Genomic DNA, 23,580 nt, shown 5'->3' with positions numbered 1-23,580 from the left:
GAGAGCGCTCTCCCGTCAGTTCGTTTCCAAGGAGCCCCCTGATGCCCGCAGTTGGCATACCCCTCATAGCCGCACCGCCGCCCAGAGCTGCCCGCAAGGGACTCGTCGGCGCGGTCGTCACCGCACTGGCTGCCGCCCTGCTCGCTCTCACACCCGCTACGGAGGCCGAAGCGGCGCCCGTGCTGCTGTCACAGGGCAAGCAGGCGACCGCCTCCAGCCAGGAGCACTACGGCACGCCCGCCGGCAGCGCTGTCGACGGTGATCCGGGCACCCGCTGGTCGAGCGCGGCCGCCGACCCCCAGTGGCTGAGGGTCGACCTCGGTGCTCCGGCCGCCCTCGACCGGGTCGAGCTGAGCTGGGAGGCCGCCTACGCGAAGACCTACCGCATCGAGCTGTCGTCCAACGGCACCGACTGGTCGACCGCCTATTCCACGACCACAGGAGCCGGCGGCACCGAGACGGTCGGCGTCTCGGGAACCGCCCGCTACGTCCGCATGCTCGGGACCGCCCGGGCCACCGGATACGGCTACTCCCTCTGGGAGTTCAAGGTCTTCGGCAGCACGGACGGCGGCGGCACGGGACCGGTCGTCCCCGGCGGGGGAGACCTCGGCCCGAACGTGCACGTCTTCGACCCCTCCACACCCGGCATCCAGGCGAAACTGGACCAGGTCTTCAGCGAGCAGGAGTCGGCGCAGTTCGGCAGTGGCCGCCATGCCTTCTTCTTCAAGCCGGGCACGTACGACAACATCAACGCCCAGATCGGCTTCTACACCTCCATCGCGGGTCTCGGCCTGAAGCCCGACGACACCACCTTCAACGGTGACGTGACCGTCGACGCGGGCTGGTTCAACGGCAACGCCACCCAGAACTTCTGGCGTTCGGCCGAGAACCTCGCCGTCAACCCGGTCAGCGGCACCAACCGCTGGGCCGTCTCGCAGGCGGCCTCGTTCCGCCGGATGCACGTCAAGGGCGCCCTCAACCTCGCACCGAACGGGTACGGCTGGGCCAGTGGCGGCTACATCGCCGACAGCAAGATCGACGGCCAGGTCGGCCCGTACTCGCAGCAGCAGTGGTACACCCGCGACAGCAGCATCGGCGGCTGGACCAACGGTGTGTGGAACATGACCTTCTCGGGCGTCGAGGGCGCTCCCGCGAACAGCTTCCCCGAGCCCCGGTACACCACGCTCGACACCACTCCCGTCTCGCGCGAGAAGCCCTTCCTCCACATGGACGGCAACGAGTTCAAGGTCTTCGTGCCGGCCAAGCGGACCAACGCCCGCGGCACCACATGGGCCGGCGGCACCCCGCAGGGTACGTCCATCCCGCTGAGCAAGTTCTACGTGGTCAAGCCGGGCGCCACCGCCACGACGATCAACGCCGCCCTGGAACAGGGGCTCAACCTGCTCTTCACCCCCGGCATCTACCACGTCGACCGGACGATCAACGTGAACCGGGCCGACACCGTCGTGCTGGGCCTCGGCCTCGCCACCATCATCCCTGACAACGGCGTGACCGCCATGAAGGTGGCAGACGTCGACGGTGTCAAGCTCGCCGGCTTCCTCGTCGACGCGGGACCGGTCAACTCCCCGACTCTGCTGGAGATCGGTGGGCAGGGCGCCGGCGCCGACCACGCCGCCAACCCCACCACCGTCCAGGACGTCTACGTCCGCGTCGGCGGCGCCGGCCCCGGGAAGGCAACGACCAGCATCCTCGTCAACAGCGACGACGTGATCATCGACCACACCTGGGTGTGGCGCGCCGACCACGGCGAGGGCGTGGGCTGGGAGACCAACCGGGCCGACTACGGCGTGCGGGTCAACGGCGACGACGTACTGGCGACCGGTCTGTTCGTCGAGCACTTCAACAAGTACGACGTGGAGTGGTTCGGGGAGAGGGGAAAGACGATCTTCTACCAGAACGAGAAGGCGTACGACGCCCCCAACCAGGCCGCCATCCAGAACGGTGACACCAAGGGGTACGCCGCCTACCGGGTCGACGACTCCGTCGACACCCATGAGGGCTGGGGCATGGGCAGCTACTCCAACTACAACGTCGATCCGGCCATCCGCCAGGACCACGGCTTCAAGGCACCGGTGAAACCGGGCGTCAGGTTCCACAGCCTGCTCGTCGTCTCCCTCGGCGGCAACGGTCACTACAACCACGTCATCAACGACACCGGATCACCCACCTCCGGCACGTCGACCGTTCCGTCGACCGTGGTGTCCTACCCCTGATCCCCCGGTCCGCCCCGGCCGACCGGAGCGGACCGGACTCAACGCCCTCCGGGCCGTGGCACTTCCCCGCGACCCGGCCCGGAGGGGCGTACCAGGCACATGCACGGAACCGGACGCCCCGCCCGCCGGACGGGCGGTCCGTCCCTCCCCACACGCCGGGTCGCTCCAGCACCTCCGCACGCGTCCCACGCCGCCCGGCACCCCGACCCGCCAGGAGCAGATGTGTTGCAACTCCTCTCGCACCCCACGACGGCACGCCGCCGCGTCGGCGTGCCCCTCCTCGCCCTCGGCGCGCTGTTCGCGTCGTCACTCACCCTGACCGCCTCCCCTCCGGCCCAGGCGGCCGAAACCCTGCTGTCGCAGGGCAGGACCGCCACGGCCTCCTCCCAGGAGGGCGAGGCGTACGCGGCGTCCGCGGCGGTGGACGGCAATCTCACCGGAACCCGCTGGGCCAGCCAGTGGAGCGACCCGCAGTGGATCCAGGTCGACCTGGGCAGCAGGCAGAACCTGAGCCGTGTCGTCCTCACCTGGGAGGCGGCGCACGCCAAGAACTACGAACTGCAGGCCTCCGACAACGGCACCGACTGGCGCGCCCTGAAGACCGTCACCGGCAGCGACGGCGGCACGGACGACGTCGCCGTGTCCGGCGCCGGCCGGTACGTCCGGATGCTCGGGACCGCACGCACCGGTGGCTACGGCTACTCGCTCTGGGAGTTCCAGGTCTACGGCGACGGCGACGGCCCGCCGCCGGCCTCCGGCGGCGCGGTCGCCGTGACCGGTTCGCAGGGCAACTGGCAGCTCACCGTCGGCGGCAAGCCCTACCAGGTCAAGGGGCTCACCTGGGGCCCGTCCGTCGCCGACGCGGGCCGGTACATGCCCGACCTGAAGTCGATGGGCGTGAACACCATCCGGACCTGGGGCACCGACGGCTCCAGCAAGCCCCTGCTCGACGAGGCGGCTGCCAACGGCATCCGGGTCGTCAGCGGCTTCTGGCTCCAGCCCGGCGGCGGCCCCGGCAGTGGTGGCTGCGTCAACTACGTCACCGACAGCGCCTACAAGAGCTCGTCGCTCACCGAGTTCGCCAAGTGGGTCGACGTCTACAAGAGCCACCCCGGTGTCCTGATGTGGAACGTCGGCAACGAATCGGTGCTCGGCCTCCAGAACTGTTACAGCGGCACCGAGCTGGAGAACCAGCGCAACGCCTACACCTCCTTCGTCAACGACGTCGCCAAGAAGATCCACTCCATCGACCCGGACCATCCGGTCACCTCCACCGACGCGTGGACAGGCGCGTGGCCCTACTACAAGCGCAACGCCCCCGACCTCGACCTGTACTCGATGAACTCCTACGGCGACATCTGCAATGTGCGCGGCGCCTGGGAGCAGGGCGGCTACACCAAGCCCTACATCATCACCGAGGGCGGACCGGCCGGTGAGTGGGAGGTGCCGGACGACGCCAACGGCGTACCCGACGAGCCCACCGACGTGCAGAAGGCCGACGGCTACACCAGGGCGTGGGGTTGCGTCACCGGACACCAGGGTGTGGCGCTCGGTGCCACGCTCTTCCACTACGGGCTGGAGCACGACTTCGGCGGCGTCTGGTTCAACCTGGTGCCCGACGGGCTGAAGCGCCTGTCCTACTACGCGGTGAAGAAGGCGTACGCCGGTTCCACGAGCGGGGACAACACGCCACCCGTCATCACGAACATGGGTGTCACTCCGGCTTCCGCGGCCCCCGCCGGCAAGGAGTTCACGGTCCGCGCCGACGTGCGGGACCCGAACGGCGACCCGGTGACGTACAAGATCTTCCTCAGCGGCAACTACGCCAGCGGCGACAAGCGTCTCGTCGAGGCCCAGTGGCGGTCCACCGGTAACGGCACCTTCGCCGTCACCGCACCCGAGAAGCTCGGCGTGTGGAAGGTGTACATCCAGGCCGAGGACGGCCACGGCAACGCCGGCATCGACACGAAGTCGGTCAAGGTCGTCGCACCCCCCGTCGACGGCACCAACGTGGCGCTGAACAGGCCCACCACCGCCTCCTCCTCCCAGGCGTCCTACGGCGACTGCCCGTGCCCGGCCGCCCTCGCTACGGACGGGAAGACGGAGACACGCTGGGCCAGCGACTGGAGCGACCCCCAGTGGATCCAGGTCGACCTCGGGGCGCCGACCGCGTTCCGCAGGATCCAGCTGGTCTGGGACCCGGCCTATGCCAAGTCCTACGAGGTCCAGGTCTCCGACGACGGCGCCAACTGGCGTACGATACACACCACTTCGGCGGGCAATGGGGACATCGACACGATCGACGCCCCCGCGACCGCCCGTCACGTACGTCTCCGGCTGACAGCCCGGGGCACGGCCTGGGGCTACTCGCTGCACGAGTTCGGCGTCTACAGCTGACCTCGGTGAAGCGTGCCGTACTTCCGGCAGGGCCCGGCCGTCGCCGCCACGGGACGGCCGGGCCCTGCCCTCGTACGTAGGCGCGTTCCCGGAGGAGATCGAAGCGAAGGGCGTCCCGACCGCACGAGACGGAGAGTTCTCTCCCACGCGGTCGGGAGGCCGGGAAAGGGACGGGCCATGCCCGACGAAACGCTCGAACAGCTCCTTGCGGAGCTCAGCCTCGCGCAGAAGATAAGCCTCCTCACGGGGGCGACGACCTGGCGCACCCGGGAGGAGCCGGCCATCGGGCTCCGGGCGATGGTGGCATCGGACGGGCCGGCCGGCGTTCGGGGCGAGGCCTGGGACGAGCGGCGCGCCTCGGCACTGCTGCCCTCCGCCACCGCGCTCGGGGCCCTGTGGGACACGGACATCGTGGAGGAACTGGGCGGCCTGCTGGCCGCCGAGGCCGCCCGCAAGGGCGTCGACGTGGTGCTGGCTCCCACCCTCAACCTCCATCGCAGCCCGCTGGGCGGCCGCCACTTCGAGTGCTTCTCGGAGGACCCGGAACTGGCGGGACGCACAGGCGCGGCGATGATCCGGGGCATCCAGTCCCAAGGCGTGGCGGCAACGGCCAAGCACTATGTCGCCAACGACTCGGAGACCGATCGGCTGACGGTCGACGTGCGGGTGTCCGAGCGCGTACTGCGGGAGGTGTACCTGGCCCCGTTCGAGGCAGCCGTCGAGGCGGGTGTGTGGCTCGTCATGGCGGGCTACAACGCCGTGAACGGTGTGACGATGACGGCCAACGAGCTCCTCGCGGAGCCCCTGAAGGGGGAGTGGGGCTTCGACGGGGTCGTCGTGACCGACTGGGCGGCGCTGCGCTCCACCGAGGAACCCGGGCGCGCCGCCCTGGACCTGGCCATGCCGGGGCCGGAGAGCCCATGGGGCCGGTCCCTGATCCGCGCGGTGCGGGACGGTGCGGTCCGCGAGGAGGACGTCGACGAGAAGGTCCGGCGGCTGCTGACACTCGCCGACCGCGTCGGGGCGCTCGGCTCCCGCCGGCCACCCCGGACCCCGGCGACGGGGTCACGTGACACGCGGGCACTGCTGCGCCGTGCCGCAGCCGCCGGTTCCGTCCTGCTGCGCAACACCGGGGTGCTCCCACTGGACCCCAGCGAGCTGTCCTCGGTCGCGGTCATCGGTGTCCACGCGGCGGCGCCGCGTACCCAGGGCGGCGGCAGCGCGGGTGTCTTCCCGTCCGACGAGGTGACCCCACTGTCCGGGATACGCACGCGCCTGCGCGGCCATGCCCGGGTGGTGTACGCCGCCGGCCCCGCCCTGGAGGTCCCTCCGGCGCCGCTCACCACCGACTGGTGCAGCAACCCGAGGTCGGGCGCGCTCGGTGTGCTGCTGCGCCTTCTGGACGAGCACGGCGGGGAGCTCTCCGCGGAACACCGGTTCTCGGGCCGGCAACTCGAGCCCGACCTGGTACCGGGAGCCCGCACGGTGGAGATCAGCGCCCTGATACGGCCGCCCGGCACGGGGGAGTGGACCTTCGGTATCGGGGGCTTCGGCCGGATGTCCCTCACCGTCGACGGACGGACCGTGCTGGAGGGGGAGTACCCCTGCACGACGCACGACCCCGCCGTCGTCCACGTCAATCCACCGGTACACAGCACACGAGTCCTGCTCCGTTCCAAGCAACCCGTCCACCTGGTGGCGCGGCGTGAACTGGTCCCCGGGAGCGGACGGGCCACCGTCGTCGCTGCCGCGCCGCCGGTGCCCGGGGTGGCGGAGTCGCTCGCCGCCGCCGTGGAAGCCGCGCGGGGTGCGGACGCCGCGATCGTCGTCGTGGGCACCAGCGCGCACAGCGAGAGCGAGGGGTACGACCGGACCGGACTGTCCCTGGACGGACACCAGGACGCGCTCGTCCGGGCAGTGGCCGCCGCCAATCCGCGCACCGTCGCCGTGGTCAACAGCGGAGGACCGGTCGAACTCCCGTGGCGGGACGAGGTGGCGGCACTGCTTCTCACCTGGTTCCCCGGCCAGGAAGGCGGAGGGGCGCTCGCCGACGTCCTGTTCGGTCTCGTCGAGCCGGGCGGTCGGCTGCCCACCACGTGGGCTGCGTCCCTGGCGGACGCCCCTGTCACCCGCACAAGCCCTTCCCGGGGCCGTCTCGAATACGCCGAGGGCCTGCACATCGGCCACCGGGCGTGGCTGCGCACCGGCCGTGAACCCGCCTACTGGTTCGGCCACGGCCTCGGCTACACGACCTGGGAGTACGAGGCCGTCGATGTCCCGCCGGACGTCACGGCGGGCGACGGGTTCACCGTACGCGTCAGGATGCGCAACACCGGCCGGCGGCCGGGGCGTGAGGTCGTCCAGGTCTATCTGGCCCGGCCGGGATCAGCGGTGGAGCGGCCCGTGCGCTGGTTCGCCGGCTACGCCGCCGTGCACGCCGAAGCGGGCCGTACCGTGACGGCCGAGGTGGAGGTGCCCGCCCGAGCGCTGAGGCACTGGGGCGAGGACGAGCGAAGGTGGTGCACCGAGGCCGGGCCGTACCGGGTCACGGTGGGCCGGTCCGCCGGCGACCTGCGGTGGGAGAGGAAGATCATGGTGGACAGGGCGTGACGGCATCATGTTCCACCGGCCTCCCGGGACCGGTGGAACGCCCACCCGAAGCCCTCGGGTTCCGTGGCCGGGTGCGCCGGGTGCGCCGGGTGCGCCGGACCGCCGCTGCCGCCCGCGGGATGACGGCCGGGCGGCCACGGGCGGGAGCAGCGCACAGGTCCCGTGCGTCACCTCACCCGTGCGCGGCCCGGTCCTGCAGAGTCGTCTGCCACGCCGGGACCTGTTCCTGCGGACCGGCCTCCTCCTGCCGGCCGCCGCGCTCGAAGAAGTCCGCGAGCGGCAGGGCGGCAGCCCCCACGGTGACGGCGTCCGGCCCCAGGGTGCCGAGGTCGATGCGTACGTGCGCGGCCGGGTACGCGAGGGCGTACGAAGTGGCGTGGGCCCGCACCGAGTCCAGGAAGCGGGTGCCGAGCTGGAGCCCCGCCCAGCCACCGACGAGGATGCGCTCCGGCTGAAAGAGGTTGATCAGGTCGGAGAAGCCCGCCCCGAGGTACTCCGCGGTCTCCTCCAGGACGGCCAGGGCGGTGGCGTCGGACTCCGGCCCGGCCCCGTCGTCCTGCCCGGCCGGGTACGCCGCGGCGAGCATGGCCGTGAGCGCGGTCTCCTCGTCGGCGTCGGCGAGCGGTTGCCCGCCCGCCTCCCGCCAGCGCTCCAGAAGCGCCTCCGCGCCCGCGTACGCCTCGAGGCAGCCGAGCGCGCCGCAGCGGCAGCGCCGGCCGCGCACCCGCACGGTCAGGTGCCCCCACTCGACGGCCCGGCCCGGGCTCATGTCGTCGGTGACCACGCAGGCGCCCACACCGGAACCGAAGAGGACGACCACGGCGCTCTGCGCCCCGCGCCCCGCGCCGAACCACATCTCGGCCTGACCGAGCGTCTTGGCGCCGTTGTCGATGTAGTACGGGACGTTCCCTGGGAGCGGCACCGACTCACGCAGCAGGCGCTCCAGCGGCACGGCGTCCCAGCCGATGGTCTGGCCGTGCACCACGGCGCCGTCCTCCGGCGTCCTGGAGACGATGCCGGGTACGCCGACGCCGACCCCGAGGAGCCGGTCGGCCGCGATCCCCGCGCGATCCAGGACCTCGGTGATGCCCGCGCGCAGATGCCCCACCACGACTCCCACGTCGTAGCGGTCGACGCGCCGGGGCCCGTCGGGCGACAGGGGTTTCTCGACCCGTGCGAGCTCGGTGAGGGCGAGGTCGAAGAGTTCGACCCTCACCCGGGTCTCGCCGATGTCGACACCGATCATGTAACGGCTCTGGGGCCGGATACGCAGAAGGGTGCGCGGGCGCCCGCCGGCGGAGTCGACGCTGCCGGCCTCCTCGACCAGGCCCTCGGCGACCAGTTCGGCCACCACGTTGCTCACGGAGCCGGAGCTCAGCCCGGTCAGCGGTCCGAGCGAAAAACGGCTCAACGGGCCATCGAAATACAAACGTTGCAATACGGCGGTGCGGTTCTCGCGCCGCAGGTCACGCACCGTCCGACCGCTGCGTACTTTCACCCTGCCCCCTCTTCTTGAAGCTCACCTCTGCAACATACCGCCGCGGCACCCCTTGACGCGACCTTCACTTGCGGTTTAACTCACATCCTAAATTAAGCCGTGTGGGTTTGAGGGTCCAAATGTGGAGCTCCGCTCCGACCCGGCCCGCGGCGGACATCCGCCACTTCTGAAAGGCCCCTGGAGTCATGCGCAGAATCCGAGCCGCGGCCGTCGGTGCCGTCACCCTCTCGCTCGTTCTCACCGCGGCTGCCTGCGGCGGTGGGTCGTCCGGGTCGGGTGGATCCAACGAGCAGCCGAAGACGCTCACGTACTGGGCCTCCAACCAGGGCGCCAGCCTCGAGGTCGACAAGAAGGTCCTGCAGCCCGAACTCGACAAGTTCGAGAAGGAGACGGGCATCAAGGTCAAGCTCGAGGTGGTGCCCTGGGGTGACCTGCTGAACCGCATCCTCACCGCCACCACCTCCGGTCAGGGGCCGGACGTCCTGAACATCGGGAACACCTGGAGCGCCTCGCTGCAGGCCACCGGCGCGCTGCTGCCCTGGGACGAGAAGAACTTCGAGGCGATAGGCGGCAAGGACCGCTTCGTCGAGTCCGCACTCGGCTCGACCGGCGTGCAGGGCAAGGACCCGGCCGCCGTGCCGCTGTACTCCATGGCCTACGCGCTCTACTACAACAAGAAGATGTTCGCCGACGCCGGCATCAAGAAGCCCCCCACGACGTGGGACGAGGTGACCGAGGCCGGCAAGAAGCTGTCCAAGGACGGCAAGTGGGGACTCGGCGCGGAAGGTTCGAACCTCTCCAACAACATCCACCAGGTCTTCGTCCTCGCGAAGCAGCACGGAGCCGACTTCTTCACCGCCGACGGCAAGGCGGACTTCACGTCCGACGGGGCGGTGGCCGCCGTCAAGCAGTACGTCGACCTCATGGCCAAGGACAAGATCATCGCGCCCGGCAACGCCGAGTACGCGCAGAACCAGTCCCTGAGCGACTTCGCCAAGGACAAGACGGCCATGGTGCTGTGGCAGACCGCCGCCGCCACCTTCGAGGCCCAGGGCATGAACAAGGACGAGTGGGACGTGGTGCCCGCCCCGGTCCAGTCGGGGGAGCCCGGCGAGGGCAAGGGCACGAACTCGATGGTCGCCGGCATCAACCTGGCCGTCTTCAACAACACCAAGAACATCGACGGCGCCAAGAAGTTCGTGAAGTTCATGACCAGCGACGCGGAGCAGACGGTCCTGAACAAGGAATACGGCTCCATCCCGCCGGTCAAGGCCGCGCAGGAGGACGCCGCGTTCAACACCTTCGCGCTCTCTCCCCTGCGGGAGACCCTCGCCACCAGTGCCGCCGCCCTGCCCCAGGTCCCCGAGGAGTCGCAGTTCGAGACCGTCGTCGGCACGGCGGTCAAGGAGCTCTTCGCCGACGCGGCCGCCGGCCGCGCGGTGACGACCGCATCGGTCAAGGCGAAGCTCGAAAAGGCCCAGCAGCAGATGCCCAAGAAGTGAGCACGGACACCACCATGACCACAACCGCCGCCCCCGTCCCCGGCGAGCGGACAGCAGAGAAGAACAACCCCGGAGCGGCGCCGCGCAGACGCCGCTCCGGGCGGCTGCGCAAGATCGGCCTGCCGTACCTGCTGCTGCTCCCCGCCCTGCTCCTCGAGCTGCTGGTCCACCTGGTGCCGATGATCATCGGCATCGTCGTCAGCTTCCGGCAGCTCACCCAGTTCTACATCCGGGACTGGGCCACCGCGCCGTGGGCCGGTTTCGACAACTACGCCGTCTCGATCGACTTCGACGCCCCGGTGGGCGAGGCGCTGGTGCGGTCGTTCCTGACCACCTGCCTGTTCACCGCGCTGTCGGTGGGGCTGTGCTGGTTCATCGGCACCGCCGCCGCGGTCTTCATGCAGGAGAACTTCCGCGGCAGAGGCTTCCTGCGCACGCTCTTCCTCGTGCCGTACGCCCTTCCCGTCTACGCTGCCGTCATCACCTGGGCGTTCATGTTCCAGCGCGACAACGGCATCATCAACCACGTCATCCACGACCAGCTTGGCCTCACCGACAGCCCGCCGTTCTGGCTCATCGGCGACAACGCCTTCGTCACGCTGCTGGTCGTCTCGGTGTGGAAGGGCTGGCCCTTCGCCTTCCTCATCATGATGGCCGGCCTCCAGAACATCCCCCGGGACATCTACGAAGCGGCGGCCCTGGACGGCGCCGGGGTCTGGCAGCAGATACGCCGCATCACCCTGCCGTCGCTGCGCCCCGTCAACCAGGTCCTCGTACTCGTGCTGTTCCTGTGGACCTTCAACGACTTCAACACCCCCTTCGTCCTGTTCGGCAAGGCGGCACCGGAGTCGGCGGACCTGATCTCCCTCCACATCTACCAGTCCTCGTTCCAGACCTGGAACTTCGGCACGGGGTCGGCGATGTCGGTACTGCTGCTCCTGTTCCTGCTCGTCGTGACCGGCCTCTACCTCCTGTTCACGTCCCGAGGAAAGAAGGCCACCGATGCCTAGGACAGCCCAGCGCGAAGCCCGCTCCCCGATGGCGCCCCCACAGTCGTTCCTGTGGGTGCGGCGGATCTTCCTGACGCTTCTCACCGTCTTCGTCGTCCTGCCGGTGTTCGTCATGGTCACCAGCTCCCTCAAGCCGCTGGAGGACGTGTCCGGCAAGTTCCAGTGGATCCCCTCGGGCCTGACGATCAGTCCCTACTTCGACATCTGGGACACGGTCCCTCTCGCCGACTACTTCATGAACTCGCTGGTCGTCGCCGGGACGGCGACCGTCTGCTCCGTGGTGATCGCGGTGTTCGCGGCCTATGCCGTCAGCCGCTACAACTTCCGCGGCAAGCGCGTGTTCACGGTGACCGTCCTCTCGACGCAGATGTTCCCCGGCATCCTGTTCCTCCTGCCGCTCTTCCTCATCTACGTGAACATCGGCAACGCCACCGGTATCGCGCTGTTCGGGTCGCGGGGCGGCCTCATCCTCACGTACCTCACCTTCTCCCTCCCCTTCTCCATCTGGATGCTGATCGGATACTTCGACTCGGTGCCCAGGGACCTGGACGAGGCGGCCAAGGTGGACGGCTGCGGCCCGCTCGGCGCGCTGTTCCGGGTCATCGTGCCCGCGGCGATCCCCGGCATCGTCGCCGTCGCCGTGTACGCGTTCATGACGGCCTGGGGCGAGGTCCTCTTCGCCTCCGTCATGACCAACGACACCACCCGCACCCTCGCCGTCGGCCTGCAGGGCTACTCCACGCAGAACGACGTGTACTGGAACCAGATCATGGCGGCCTCCCTCGTGGTGAGCCTGCCCGTCGTCGCCGGGTTCCTGCTCCTCCAGCGCTACCTCGTCACCGGTCTCACCGCCGGCGCCGTCAAGTAGCCGCGCCCACCGACCGCTTGACCTTTCCCACCTGCTCGAGTCCTGTGAGGTACCTTGTGTCCGAATCGATAGACCTCGCCGCCTTTCCCCCTGACTTCGTCTGGGGAACGGCCACGGCCGCGTACCAGATCGAGGGCGGCGTCACCGAGGACGGCCGATCCCCTTCGATCTGGGACACCTTCTCCCACACCCCGGGGAAGGTGGAGAACGGCGACCACGGCGACGAGGCCTGCGACCACTACCACCGGTGGCCGGAGGACATCTCACTGATGAAGCGGCTGGGCGCCGACTCGTACCGCATGTCGACGGCCTGGCCACGCATTGTGCCGGGCGGCGACGGGCCGGCCAACGGCCCGGGGCTCGACTTCTACGACCGGCTGGTGGACGGTCTCCTGGACGCGGGCATCACCCCCAACATCACCCTCTACCACTGGGATCTGCCCCAGGCCCTGCAGGACCGGGGCGGGTGGACGGTGCGTGACACGGCCGAACACCTCGCCGCGTACGCGGCCGTCGTCGCCGAACGCCTGGGAGACCGGGTCACCCGGTGGGCCACCCTGAACGAACCACTGTGCTCCGGATGGATCGGGCACCTGGAGGGCCGGATGGCCCCCGGCCTGACCGACCTCACCGCGGCGGTCCGGGCCTCCTACCATCTGCTGCTCGGCCACGGACTGGCCACGCAGGCGATCCGCGCAGCCGTTCCCGGAGCCCAGGTCGGCCTCGTGACCAACCACTCCACGGTGGAGGCGGCCTCCTCCAGCCCCGAGGACCTCGCTGCAGCCGTCCGGATGGACGGCCACACCAACCGCTGGTGGCTCGACCCCGTATACGGCCGCGGCTTCCCCGCGGACATGCGCGAGCTGTACGGAGTCGAACTGCCCGAGCGTGCGGGCGACCTGGAGACCATGGCCACCCCCCTGGACTGGCACGGCCTCAACTACTACTTCCCGGTCACCGTCGCCGACGACCCCGAAGGTCCCACCCCGCAGGCACGGGAGGTCCGCCTGCCCGACGTCCGGCGCACGGGCATGGACTGGCAGATCGACGCCGGCGGCCTGGAAACGCTGCTCATGCGGCTGACGGAGGACTACGGCGTACGCCGCCTCTACGTCACCGAGAACGGCTCCGCCTTCCCCGACACCGTAGGCCCCGACGGCGCCGTGGACGACCCCGAGCGGACCCGCTACCTGGAGCAGCACCTGGCAGCGTGTGCCCGCGCCGTGCGCAAGGGGGTGCCCCTGGCGGGCTACTACGCATGGTCGTTGCTGGACAACTTCGAGTGGGCCTACGGCTACGACAAGCGTTTCGGCCTCGTCCACGTCGACTACCCGACGCAGACACGCACCATCAAGAGCAGCGGTCACCGGTACGCCGACATCATCCGTGCGCACCGTCAGGTCCACGCCTGACAGCAGCCCGTGGAGCCCAGCCCCTGTCACAGGCCGCGCTGCCTGTGACAGGGGCTGTGGTCGTCGGGTGCCGTGTCGTCGGGCACCGTGACCGCGTGGGGACCCCGGCGACGCCGCCGTCCGTGGGAGGAGATGCCCGCAGGCGTCTCCGGAAGCATTGACAGGCTCACGACTACGCGCCACTCTCACTGGAGAGCGCTCTCCCGTCTGTCGTGCCGCTACGTGCGGCTGGGAGGGCCGCCCGCAGTGCAGCACTCCGGTCGGTGCCTCGGTGCCTCGGTGCCACTCACCCCTCCGGGGTGATGGCCGGAACTGATCGGAGTGCGGAGCCCTTCGCCGTGGGGGCTCCGCACGCGCAGCGGGAGAGCGCTCTCCCATATGTCCCCGCCGTATCACCCGGCGGCGGGGCAGGCCCCCACTCCTTCGACGAGGTCTCACATGAAACAGCGCTCCAGAAAGCTTCTCCGCCTTACTCATCTGTACGGCGTTCGTCACCACGGTCTTCGGCGTCGGCACGATCACCGCTGCCGCCGACCCGGGCTCGGCCACCGTCACGGCGAGCGTCGCGCACGCCGGGCACACCATGGCCGCGTCACTGATGCCCTCCGGCGACGACGTGGACGGTGACGGCTACATTCCGGCGAACCCGCCCGTCACGGGCGTGCAGCCGTCCGACCGGGAGCCGGCGCCCCGCTACTTCCACGAGTTCCAGGCGAACTGTGCGGTGACCCACACCGCGCCCGACGACCCGATCGTCTACCCGGCGCAGTCCGGCATGTCCCACGACCACACGTTCATGGGCAACACGGCGACGAACGCGAGCAGCACCAGTTCCTCGCTGTACGGCGGCAACACCACGTGCAAGGCGCCCGGTGACTCCTCGGCGTACTGGATGCCCTCCCTCTACAAGGGTGACAAGAAGATCCTGCCGAGCGGTCCGCAGGTCATCTACTACAAGGCCGGTGTCACCGACTACACCAGCGTGCGGCCCTTCCCCAAGGGCCTGCGCTTCGTCGTCGCCAACCCCATGCAGAGCGCCCAGGACTTCCGTAACCATCCGGGCTGGGTGGAGGGCTGGGAGTGCGGGGAGAGCTTCAAGAACGTCGACTTCCCGCAGAACTGCCCGACCGGATCCCAGCTCAACCTGCGCATGCAGGCGCCGAGTTGCTGGGACGGACGGTACCTCGACACGCCGACCCACCAGAGTCACATGGCCTACCCCCTCGTGAAGCCGGGCACCAACAACAACGTCTGCCCGACGAGTCACCCTGTGGCGCTTCCCATGATCGAGTTCAAGATGGCGTGGCCCGTGGACGGTGACATGTCGCAGGTCAGGCTGGCCAGCGGACGCGGGTACTCGTTCCACTACGACTTCTTCAACGCCTGGAACGAGCCGACGCTCCAGGCACTCGTCGGCCACTGCATCGTCGGGGGCCTGCAGTGCGACGCCCGTGGGTACGACCAGAACCACCCCGGGGAGGGCGCGGCTCTGGGCGCCGACTACCGGCTGCCCTGACCTGCCCTGCCTGCCATCCGCTCATCGGCCCGTTCCGCGCGCCCCGACGGCGCGCGGTGCGGGCCCCGTCGGCTCTGCCGCCGGACTCGCGGCGAGCCACTTCCACGGGGCGGCGCCTACGCCGACTCGCGCACCACCAGCTGCGGCTCGAAGATCACCGAGGTGGGCTCGGTGCGGGCCCCCTCGATGTGTTCCTGGAGGATGCGCGCCATCGTGGCCGCCATGTCCTCCATCGGCTGGCGGATCGTGGTCAGCCGCGGCCGGCATGCGCTTGCGGTGACGGAGTCGTCGAAACCGACGACCGCCACGTCCTGCGGTATCCGCCTGCCCTGTTCCCGCAGTACCTGGCATGCGCCCTGCGCCATCAGGTCATTGGCTGCGAACACCCCGTCGATGCGGGGGTGTTCGGTCAGCAGGCGGGCCGTGGCTGCCGCCCCGCTGTCGAGCGTGAAGCCGCCCTCGGCGATAGGGACGTACGGGTGACCGTGCCGCGCCATGGCGTCGCGGAAGCCGGTGAGCCGGTCCTGGGCGGCGGGCAGATCCAGCGGTCCGGTGACGGTGGCGATGCGCCGGCAGCCGCGGGCCAGCAGGTGCTCGGCGGCCAGTCGCCCACCGTCCTGGTGGGCGAGGTCGACATAACTGACCGGGGCGGCCGTGGCGGGTCGTGCGAACAACACGCAGTGCAGGCTCTCCGCCGCCAGGAGCGCCGGCAGCGGATCCTCGGCGTGTGTGGAGAAGATCAGCGCACCGTCCGCCCGGCCCTGCCGCAGATAGGCCAGCACCTCCCGCCGGGCCGCCTCCGACTCCGCGAACATGAGGACGGGATGCATCGATCGCGGGCGCAGGAACGTGATGACACCGTCGACCACCCGTCCGAAGAAGGGGTCCGCGAACACGCGGGTCGCGAAGGCGGTCCGTTCGCTCTCGGAGTCGTTGTCGCCCGCGCCGGAGACGACCAGGGCGATGGTCTCGGCCCGTCGGGTCACCAGCGAGCGTGCGGCGCTGTTGGGGGTGTAGCCCGTTCGCTCGATCGCGTTGCGCACCACCTCCTGGATGGCGGGGTCGACGTTCCGGATGCCATTGATGACGCGGGAGACGGTGGCGCGCGAGACACCCGCCTCCCGTGCGACGTCCTCCAGGGTCGGCGGTTGTCTGGTCATGCTCCGCACCCTATCGGGTCCCCAGCGAACCGGTAGAGCGCTCTCCCGCCCTCGGCCCGCACCTCGGTCCCGTATGCGGTCGTTGAGCCGCACAGGTCGGACCGGCCCCCGCGGTTCGTCACGGCGGACCGTGGAATTCAGAGGCCGGTCACTTTGGCGCTCGCCGACAGCTCGTAGACGAGGGTGACCGTGCGGTGGCCGTCGGGCGGAAGCGTGACGTCCCAGCGGACGATGCCTTCCTCGTCGACCGCATCGGGAGCGGGCAGGCAGGACTCCCGCCGCAGACGTACCTCCACCGAGGAGACTTCGGAGACCGGGAGCCGTTCCCGCAGGACGACCACCCGGTCGTCCTGCTCCGCGGGCGCACTGAACCGGGACAGGTGCAGGTGGATCGTGCGGGTGACGAGGGTCCGCTGCGTGAGCCCGGAGGAGTCGCGGGACTCCTCGGCACGACGTACCACCCTGTGGTCGTCACAGCTGCCGAAAGCGAGCTCGACGCAGGCGCCGGGGGCAGTGAAGTCCAGCGTGCCACGGCCGCCGAAGCCACTGTCGCGGATCAGGTCCACGGGCCCGGCGAGCAATGCGTGGCCGGCCAGATTGTCGCCCCGCACCACCCTGGTGACCAGGGGAGACAGTTCGGGCGAGCAGGCGTACTCACTGCGCGCGACCGTGGTGAACGTGGACAGCGGGACGCGGTGCGCGCGGCCGTCACCGGGTACGGAGACCCGCGCAGGGGACCGCAGTACCCGCGCCTCTCCGCCGTCGTCCACGCCCGGCAGACCGAGGACGGGGGCCGGGCCGAGGCTCCCGACCTCCTCCTCTCGCAACTCGACGTCGACCGTACGGCGTTCCGCGGCGGAGCGGTCCGTGAGCGTCAGCCGGTCCTCGCTCAGGTGCGGCGGGTCGGTGGCGAGCGCCGAGCGCGCCGTCGACAGCGTCAGCCGTACGTCCGGCCAGTCCTCTCCGGTGCGCTGCCAGACCATCGCGTCGGTCTCCAGCGTCAGGAGGTCCCCGTCGAGCACGGCACGGTAGGCGGGCCGCCACAGCGCACACGAGGTGAGGTGGCTCAGATGCAGGCCGACTCGCCCGGCGACCGCGGTCTCCACGGTCAGTTCGACATGGCCGACGAGCTCGGCGGGCTCCTCCTCCGATGCCTGCAGGACCTGCCCGGCCTCCCGCAGTTCCTCGACGAGGGCAGCCAACCGGGTCTCCACAGTGCGTAGTTGATCGCCGCACGAGGCGCGCTCGTCGTCGATCCGGTCCAGTTCACGGGCCCAGCGCGCCCTGTCGGTCTCTCCGTGACCGGCACCGTCGCCGATGTCCCTCAGGAAATCGGCGGCGAGGCGGCCGAGGAGGTCGCGCCGGGTGTGCAGCCGGTCCCGCCGCTGCTCGAGGGTGAGTCGCTCCCCTTCGAGGGTGTGTATCCGCCGGCGCAGGGCCGAGTCGTCGGTGTGCGGGAGCGGGCCGCGTGGCGTCCAGCTCCGGACGATCCGCACGTCGAGTACGGCCGCCGGGTGTTCGGCGGTCAGTTCGGCGTGCAGTGTCCGGTCGACGGCCAGCGCACTGACCGGGCCGAGACGCAGACGCTGGACCCCCGCCTCCAGGTCGAGTACGGCGGCACGCTCGACGTGGGCGCGGTCCTCGAGGCAGGTGACGGCGGTGACGGGGAGGGGGATCGGGTTCGGGGCCGTGGTCATGGTGGGAGTCAGCTCCTGCGGTTGCCGCCGACGAGGGCCTTGCCGGCCGGCATGCGGATCTCGTAGCCGCCGTCGAGCACGGTGGTGCCACCGGAGGGCAGGGAAACCCGCCAGACGCGGGTGCCCGGGACATGGCGATCGGGCCCGGGACCGTCCTCGGGTGCCGTCCAGTCGGCCCGCTCCTCGATCCGGACGTCCGGATCGGAGGTGACGGGCACCCGTTCGCGGACCTCGAGGGTGACAGGTCCGGCCAGCCGGTTGGCCAGCTCCACGTGGACGCGGTGGTCGAGCACGGCGGTGTTGTTGCGGAGACCCGAGGTGGACTCGCGCAGGTGCGTACGGCGGGTGACCCGGACGCCTTCGGCAGGTCCGAGCCCGACCCGGCAGACACCGCCCGGGGCGAGTGTGGGCAGTGCGGTGGTCAGCAGGAAGTCGCCGTCGACGGTGACCTCCACCGGCCCGGCGAGGAGGGCCTGGCCGGTGGCGTTGGAGAGTACCGACGTCGCGTACACGGTCTGTTCCACGGACGGTGTGCACAGGTACTCGGTGTGCGTGCCGACCAGGATCTCGCCGACGGTGACGGTGTGCCAGGTGCCGTCCGAGGGGACGTCGGTGCGGGCAGCGGCATCGAAACGGTGGTCGAAGGAGCCCGCCGACTCACGGGGGCGTACGGCGTGCCCGGGCAGCGGCAGCGCGGCCACCGACTCGGCGCGGCGCCGGTGTTCGGCGGCGACCGGGTCGAAGGCGGAGCCGGGGAACAGTCGGCCTCTGCGACCGCCCTGCTCGTCGGGACCGCACAGGACGAGTGAGGAGTAGTCGAGTTCGGAGTTGCTCGGCTGCGGCGGACCGGCCGCCGGCTCCGGTGGGCCGGCCACCGCCTCCGGTGCGGCTCGGCCCGGAGCCGCAGGTGCCGAGGGGGCGGGGGCCGCGAACGGCCCGTCACCGAGAGGCCGCCCGCCCCCCGTACGTGCGCGGGCCGGCTGGGCGGCGGCAGGCGTGTGGCCGGTGTAGGGCTCCGGGGAGGCCCCGCCCGGCGCGGGGAGCGCGGCGGGGGGCCCGCCGTACCCCTGCGGTGCGGGCGGCGGGGGTGGAAGGGGCCCGGGTCCGGCAACTGCCGGCGCGGAGGCCGTGGCGGGGCGAGGGCCCGCCGCGTCGTACCCGGCGAACAGGTCGGCGAGACCCGCCGGGGGCTCACGCCAGCCGGTGGGCACGGAGGCGGGCTGACGGCGCCCGATCCGCAGCGAGCGCAGCTTCGGCAGGCCGGTGCCGCGGCGCAGGTCGGCCGTGGCCAGGGCGATGGACACGCCGGTCCAGTCCTCGCCGCTACGCTGGGCGACCGAGGCGCGCAGCACCAGACGGCCGCTGCTCTCCCCCTGGCGGTAGGCGAGACGATAGGCCGGCACCCACACGGCGCCAGGCACCCCGTATTCCAGTTCAAGTTCCGTCTCATGCGGCGCACCCGTCTCCGCCGGGGCGCCGGGGCCGGAGGCGTCGACGGTCACCAGGGCCGAGACGGTGGTTCCCCCGTGCGCCGACGGCGCGTCGGTGGAGGCGCGGGCGAGTTCGTCCACGGCGATGTCGAGCGCGCGCCCGGCGTGGCGCAACTCCTCCTCCACCCCGCCGAGGCGGGTGTGCAGCCCTGCCAGCCGCTCGTCCACGAAGCCGGCGAGCTCCAGCCACGCGTCGACCGGGGTGCGACGGTGCGCGTCCTCACGCCTGCGGGCCGGCGGGACGGGGCGCAGAGCCCTGACCTCCTCGATCAGGCTGAGCAGGTGGTCCCTGCGAGCCGTCACCGCCGCGTGCCCGTCGCGCAGCCGCTCGACCTCGCGCCGCAACCCGTCGGGCGTGGAACCACCGAGCGGATCCGCCTCCACCTCCACCCGCGCCTCGCTGACGCGCACTCCGGGGGCGTCCAGTACGCGGGCCCGCAACGAGCCGGGATCCAGGGAGCGGGGCAGTCCCACGACCCGCACCCTGCCGTCCGGCGGCACGCTGCCCCGGGCGAGGCGGCGGCAGACCGCACCCTGCTCGTACACCACTACGGAATCGAGGGTCGAACCCCACCTCGGTACTGCCTCGGCCGTCATGTCTCCCGCCCCCTGTCCGTGCCGAACGAAGCCTACGCCCGGACACCCGGTCCGAGCGGCTGGAGTTCCGTGCCCGCCCGGGGCCTGCCGTACGGCAGGCCCCGGGGTCCTGTCCTAGTCGACGTAGACCTCGGCACGGTCGACGCTCACGAAGGACCCCGTGGCCTGGGAGTTGTGCTGACCGGTCACGCGGACGCGGAGTGTGTGGTTGCCGTATCCGAGACGCGGGCTGCTGTACTGCACGGCCTCCCCGACGCGGATGGAGCCGTGGAGGTCCACCGTCTGCTCCGGACCGCCGTCCACACTGACGGCCGCATAGCCGTTGCCCGTGTCCTTGACGGACAGCAGCGTGATGCGGGTGCCGGTGAAGGAGAACGTGGCGGTGGCTCCGGCACGGTCGCTCCAGTGGTCGTCGCTCCAGAAGCACTGGGTCGCGCAACCTGTGCCGGAGTTCCAGGCGCCGCTGTAGGTCACGCCTCCCGGTCCGCCGGAGCGGCCGTCGTCGTTGATCCAGTAGTTGCCGGAGCCGGGGTCGCCGGAGGGCAGGTCCTGGGTGGCGCCGAGGGCGAGCGGGCGGCCGAGGTCGGGGGTGCCGTCGGCACGCCAGGTGAACTTCTGCGCCCGGGTGGTGCGGTTGCCGTAGGTGTAGGCGGACGTGGTCTTGGCGTGGTAGACGATCCAGTCCTCGGTGCCGTCGGGGGAACGGAAGAAGGCATGGTGGCCGGGCCCGAAGACGCCTCGGTCGTCGGCCCGTGAGAACACCGCACCGGGGTGCTGGTACCAGTTGCCCGGTAGGAGGGGGTCGGCTCCGGTCGGCAGCGACATCATCCGGACCTGGTAGTCGGGTCTGCCCGTGTCGCAGGCGGAGTACGTCATCCACACACGGCCGTTGCGGTAGAGGAACTCCGGGCCTTCGCGCACTTCCGGGCACCCGCCGGCGGCGTCGATGGCGACGGCGTTCCCGGACACCGTGTACGGGTCGGACATGGGGGCGATGTTGAGGCCGTTGTGCTGGTACTGGTTGATCCCGCTGTAGGCGAGGTAGAGGCGGCCGCCCAGCTGGAGGATGCCGGCGTCGATGGCGAAGTCGGCGGCGTGGTTCGGCGGGGTGAGCTTCGCCTTGAAGTGGTAGGGGCCGGTGGGGTCGTCGCGGTCCGATTCCAGGACGTACAGACGGTGGTGGTCGTCGACCCCGTCGTCCGCCGTGTAGTAGAGGTACCAGCGGTCGCCGAAGCGGTAGAACTCAGGTGCCCAGACGTTGCGGTTCCGGGAGGGGTCGGAGTCGGTCCACACGGTGACGGGATCGGCGGTGGCGAGGGTGCCGAGGGAGGGCGAGCGCCACATCCTGATGCTGTCGCCCTGGGTGGTGGTGAGGTAGTAGTTGCCGTTCCAGTGGGTCATGAACGGGTCGGGGCCGGAGTTGAGCGGATTGCGGAACGTGCCCGCCGCGGCTGCTGCCACCGGTGACGGCGAGGCTGCCGGTGCCGCCGCGGCCGGGGCTGTGACGGTGGGAAGCAGGCCCATGACCAGCCCGAGGAGTGCGGTGACGAGGATGCCGATGTGTCTTGTGGCGCGAGGGGGCGCTTGCGCGGGCATGAGGGTTCCTTCCGGGCCTGAGGCCGTTGCGGGACGGGGACCACACGTGCGTGCTTTACATCGATGTAATGACGGGCCGACACGTTAGGTACGGGCAGTCACCCTGTCAATGCCTGTCGCAGACGGCCGAGTTGCGGTCCCCGGCCCGGGCAGCGGTTGGTCGCCCGTGCGGATCGAACTCCCGACGGTGCCGGAGGGCCGCGGAAGACCAGGCCGTCGTCCGGAGCCGGCGTGCCGTGTCGATGGTCGGGGCTGACGGCTGACAGCCGGGGGTGGACGAGGAAGGGTGGCTTCGCCGCTTCGTGCTCGGTGGTGAGTGGTTCCCCGCAGGGCGCAGCGCCGGACGAAAGGTCAGGGAGGGTCCGGCACTCTGCCGGAAGTCGTCGGTGGCCGGGGCACCGGATACGCGACGCCCCCCCTGCCCTGCCCGGTCACGCGCCTCGTTGCGTCGGGTGCAGACCGTGCCCGGCCCCGGCTGCCCGGCCGCCGGCTGCGCTGTGGGCGCGGCCCATCCGGGGCAGGCGCTGGTGGACCGACGCCACGTTCAAAGCTGTCATCCCGCACAGCGTGCGGCGGAATCTGAACCGCAGAAGCCTCATCTTTCCCACCCTCACTCGCCCCTCCCGTGCACACGTCCGTGAACAGGCGCTCGTCTACCCGGGACGCCAGGGAGCATGCGGCATCCCGTGTGTGGCGGCCGTACAAGCCGAGCGAGCCTCCCACCCAGGAACGACGAGAACGGCGTGACGGACGAGAACGGCCGCCCTCCCTGGTCCTCGACGAGTCCCGCCTCACCGAGACCGACGAGGCCTGGGCTCCCGTACCGACACCGGACGGGCCGTGGTTCCTCGTCCGGCAGAACTCCGGCCGCGACGTGGTCGGCCTCCGGCCGTACACGTCACTGCGGGGCCGGCAACCGGCGCGTCGGTGTGCGAAGCGGTCGCGGCCCACCATGTCAGACCGGTCGGCGATTGCACGGCTCGGTTCGGCCATATGCGGATCCGGGGGGGTTGCCGGGTCGACGGGCGAGGGGGGCGCGCAACCGGCGCATGGGGGCTCGGTGTGATCTTTGGGTGTAACCGGAGTGCGCGGGCGCACGCCTGAGGTTTTTCCGAAAGTGCGCGGTGCATACCAAGTTCTACCCGCACTATAAGGACATCGGGTGGCTGAATATTTCCGTAGACGACCGGCTGGCATATTCACCGGACGGGTGTGTCCGGTGGCGGCTGATCGAGTACTTGCGAGTAACCTGGCGAATATGCGCCTTCCCTGCCTCGGGTCCTCTAATGTGATGAGGGCGTGAAGTCGAGTCAGCCCTGGATTGATTACAGGGCCGGGGGGGCTCGGCCGCGTGTCGCGAAACGACCGGCGGTACGCCCAGGCATAACGGATGAACATCTCGTGGAAAGTGTGAGAACAGGTGGGGGGACAGCCGTGACCAATCCTTTCGATGACGAGTCGGGACAGTTCCTGGTGCTGGTGAACGACGAGGGCCAGTATTCGCTGTGGCCCGCGCATGTCGACGTTCCGGTCGGCTGGCGCGCAGACGGACCGGAAGGGTCGCGTCAGCAATGTCTGGACGTGATCGAAGGCGCCTGGACCGACATGCGCCCCGCCGGTCTGGTGCGGGCGATGGAGGCGGACGCCGGATAGGCCGACGGCTGGGCCGTCGAGGTACCTTCCCAGGTCGAGCAATGTCCAGGCCACTGCAGTCTGATCGATTCCGCTAGTGTCTGAGCGGAATCGATCAGGTGTGAGCGAGTGATTGCCGCACCTCGCTCACACCTGCTCATGTGGCTTTCGTATGGCCCACAAGACACCCACGGCTGCCTCGCGGCCACCCTCGACGCGCGAGGCGACGTGGTCCCCGGTCAGGTGGCCACGGCCTGTATGCGATTCCGGCCGCGCATGCGCCGTGGATGCGCGATGTTCCCCATCCGCTTACGCCGGCGCCCGGTGTCGAAGATCGGCGCACCGGCGCGGTCGGTTTCAC

15 protein-coding genes are annotated in these 23,580 nt (G+C 70.5%); 9 read left to right on the top strand and 6 right to left on the bottom strand.

The window, feature by feature from the left end; translation table 11 throughout:
• Positions 1–41 precede the first annotated feature (41 nt).
• The 3 genes from QFZ58_RS01720 (at position 42) to QFZ58_RS01710 (ending at position 7,241) form a co-directional block, all read left to right on the top strand.
• A complete protein-coding gene (locus tag QFZ58_RS01720) occupies positions 42–2,234 on the top strand; it encodes a discoidin domain-containing protein (protein WP_307123077.1) in 2,193 nt (730 codons plus the stop codon).
• Between the two features lie 225 nt (positions 2,235–2,459).
• Positions 2,460–4,631 (top strand): discoidin domain-containing protein, encoded by a 2,172-nt coding sequence (locus tag QFZ58_RS01715; protein WP_307128745.1) that lies wholly within the window; start codon positions 2,460–2,462, stop codon positions 4,629–4,631.
• Between the two features lie 177 nt (positions 4,632–4,808).
• On the top strand, positions 4,809–7,241 hold the full coding sequence (locus QFZ58_RS01710; protein WP_307123076.1) for a glycoside hydrolase family 3 protein: 2,433 nt from the start codon (positions 4,809–4,811) through the stop codon (positions 7,239–7,241).
• A 172-nt stretch (positions 7,242–7,413) separates the two neighbouring features.
• On the opposite strand, the gene QFZ58_RS01705 is transcribed toward QFZ58_RS01710, so the two are convergent.
• Positions 7,414–8,739 (bottom strand): ROK family protein, encoded by a 1,326-nt coding sequence (locus tag QFZ58_RS01705; RefSeq protein ID WP_307123075.1) that lies wholly within the window; start codon positions 8,737–8,739, stop codon positions 7,414–7,416.
• A 185-nt stretch (positions 8,740–8,924) separates the two neighbouring features.
• On the opposite strand from QFZ58_RS01705, the gene QFZ58_RS01700 reads away from it, so the two are divergent.
• From QFZ58_RS01700 to QFZ58_RS01680, 5 genes are all read left to right on the top strand, one after another.
• Positions 8,925–10,241: a sugar ABC transporter substrate-binding protein gene (locus tag QFZ58_RS01700; RefSeq protein WP_307123074.1), complete on the top strand. Its 1,317-nt coding sequence runs from the start codon at positions 8,925–8,927 to the stop codon at positions 10,239–10,241.
• Between the two features lie 14 nt (positions 10,242–10,255).
• Entirely contained in the window at positions 10,256–11,251 is a 996-nt protein-coding gene (locus QFZ58_RS01695) for a carbohydrate ABC transporter permease (RefSeq protein ID WP_307123073.1), read from the top strand.
• Positions 11,252–11,279: 28 nt separating this feature from the next.
• A complete protein-coding gene (locus QFZ58_RS01690) occupies positions 11,280–12,119 on the top strand; it encodes a carbohydrate ABC transporter permease (RefSeq protein ID WP_307128744.1) in 840 nt (279 codons plus the stop codon).
• Positions 12,120–12,175: 56 nt separating this feature from the next.
• Positions 12,176–13,531 (top strand): GH1 family beta-glucosidase, encoded by a 1,356-nt coding sequence (locus tag QFZ58_RS01685; RefSeq protein ID WP_307123072.1) that lies wholly within the window; start codon positions 12,176–12,178, stop codon positions 13,529–13,531.
• 475 nt (positions 13,532–14,006) lie between these two features.
• The gene (locus tag QFZ58_RS01680; RefSeq protein WP_307128743.1) at positions 14,007–15,047 is read left to right on the top strand and encodes a DUF1996 domain-containing protein; all 1,041 of its coding nucleotides are present in this window, start codon (positions 14,007–14,009) and stop codon (positions 15,045–15,047) included.
• Between the two features lie 116 nt (positions 15,048–15,163).
• Here QFZ58_RS01680 and QFZ58_RS01675 read toward each other — a convergent pair whose 3' ends face one another.
• The 5 genes from QFZ58_RS01675 to QFZ58_RS01655 form a co-directional block, all read right to left on the bottom strand.
• Entirely contained in the window at positions 15,164–16,207 is a 1,044-nt protein-coding gene (locus tag QFZ58_RS01675) for a LacI family DNA-binding transcriptional regulator (protein ID WP_307123071.1), read from the bottom strand.
• Positions 16,208–16,344: 137 nt separating this feature from the next.
• The gene (locus QFZ58_RS01670; RefSeq protein ID WP_307123070.1) at positions 16,345–17,904 is read right to left on the bottom strand and encodes a mucoidy inhibitor MuiA family protein; all 1,560 of its coding nucleotides are present in this window, start codon (positions 17,902–17,904) and stop codon (positions 16,345–16,347) included.
• Between the two features lie 8 nt (positions 17,905–17,912).
• A complete protein-coding gene (locus QFZ58_RS01665) occupies positions 17,913–19,991 on the bottom strand; it encodes a DUF4139 domain-containing protein (protein ID WP_307123069.1) in 2,079 nt (692 codons plus the stop codon).
• A 114-nt stretch (positions 19,992–20,105) separates the two neighbouring features.
• Entirely contained in the window at positions 20,106–21,587 is a 1,482-nt protein-coding gene (locus QFZ58_RS01660) for a family 43 glycosylhydrolase (RefSeq protein WP_307123068.1), read from the bottom strand.
• A 431-nt stretch (positions 21,588–22,018) separates the two neighbouring features.
• Positions 22,019–22,144 carry a hypothetical protein gene (locus QFZ58_RS01655; RefSeq protein ID WP_307123067.1) on the bottom strand — a complete coding sequence of 42 codons (126 nt, stop codon included), beginning with the start codon at positions 22,142–22,144 and terminating at the stop codon, positions 22,019–22,021.
• An 877-nt stretch (positions 22,145–23,021) separates the two neighbouring features.
• Between QFZ58_RS01655 and QFZ58_RS01650 the strand changes: the two genes are divergently transcribed.
• Complete coding sequence (locus QFZ58_RS01650; protein ID WP_307123066.1) at positions 23,022–23,240, top strand: MbtH family protein; 219 nt, start codon at positions 23,022–23,024, stop codon at positions 23,238–23,240.
• The last annotated feature ends 340 nt before the right edge of the window (positions 23,241–23,580 follow it).

Source organism: Streptomyces sp. B1I3 (genome assembly GCF_030816615.1).
GTDB lineage: Bacteria > Actinomycetota > Actinomycetes > Streptomycetales > Streptomycetaceae > Streptomyces.
Note: the sequence above shows the minus strand (reverse complement) of the source record. Positions and strands in the feature narration are given on the sequence as shown.

What these genes read in the sequence shown, in the direction of transcription:
- QFZ58_RS01690 (WP_307128744.1), top strand. Translation starts at nt 11,280, where the DNA reads ATGGCGCCCCCACAGTCGTTCCTGTGGGTGCGGCGGATCTTCCTGACG.
- QFZ58_RS01700 (WP_307123074.1), top strand. Translation starts at nt 8,925, where the DNA reads ATGCGCAGAATCCGAGCCGCGGCCGTCGGTGCCGTCACCCTCTCGCTC.
- QFZ58_RS01655 (WP_307123067.1), bottom strand. Translation starts at nt 22,144, where the DNA reads ATGACAGCTTTGAACGTGGCGTCGGTCCACCAGCGCCTGCCCCGGATG.
- QFZ58_RS01660 (WP_307123068.1), bottom strand. Translation starts at nt 21,587, where the DNA reads ATGCCCGCGCAAGCGCCCCCTCGCGCCACAAGACACATCGGCATCCTC.
- QFZ58_RS01670 (WP_307123070.1), bottom strand. Translation starts at nt 17,904, where the DNA reads ATGACCACGGCCCCGAACCCGATCCCCCTCCCCGTCACCGCCGTCACC.
- QFZ58_RS01695 (WP_307123073.1), top strand. Translation starts at nt 10,256, where the DNA reads ATGACCACAACCGCCGCCCCCGTCCCCGGCGAGCGGACAGCAGAGAAG.
- QFZ58_RS01720 (WP_307123077.1), top strand. Translation starts at nt 42, where the DNA reads ATGCCCGCAGTTGGCATACCCCTCATAGCCGCACCGCCGCCCAGAGCT.
- QFZ58_RS01710 (WP_307123076.1), top strand. Translation starts at nt 4,809, where the DNA reads ATGCCCGACGAAACGCTCGAACAGCTCCTTGCGGAGCTCAGCCTCGCG.
- QFZ58_RS01675 (WP_307123071.1), bottom strand. Translation starts at nt 16,207, where the DNA reads ATGACCAGACAACCGCCGACCCTGGAGGACGTCGCACGGGAGGCGGGT.
- QFZ58_RS01665 (WP_307123069.1), bottom strand. Translation starts at nt 19,991, where the DNA reads ATGACGGCCGAGGCAGTACCGAGGTGGGGTTCGACCCTCGATTCCGTA.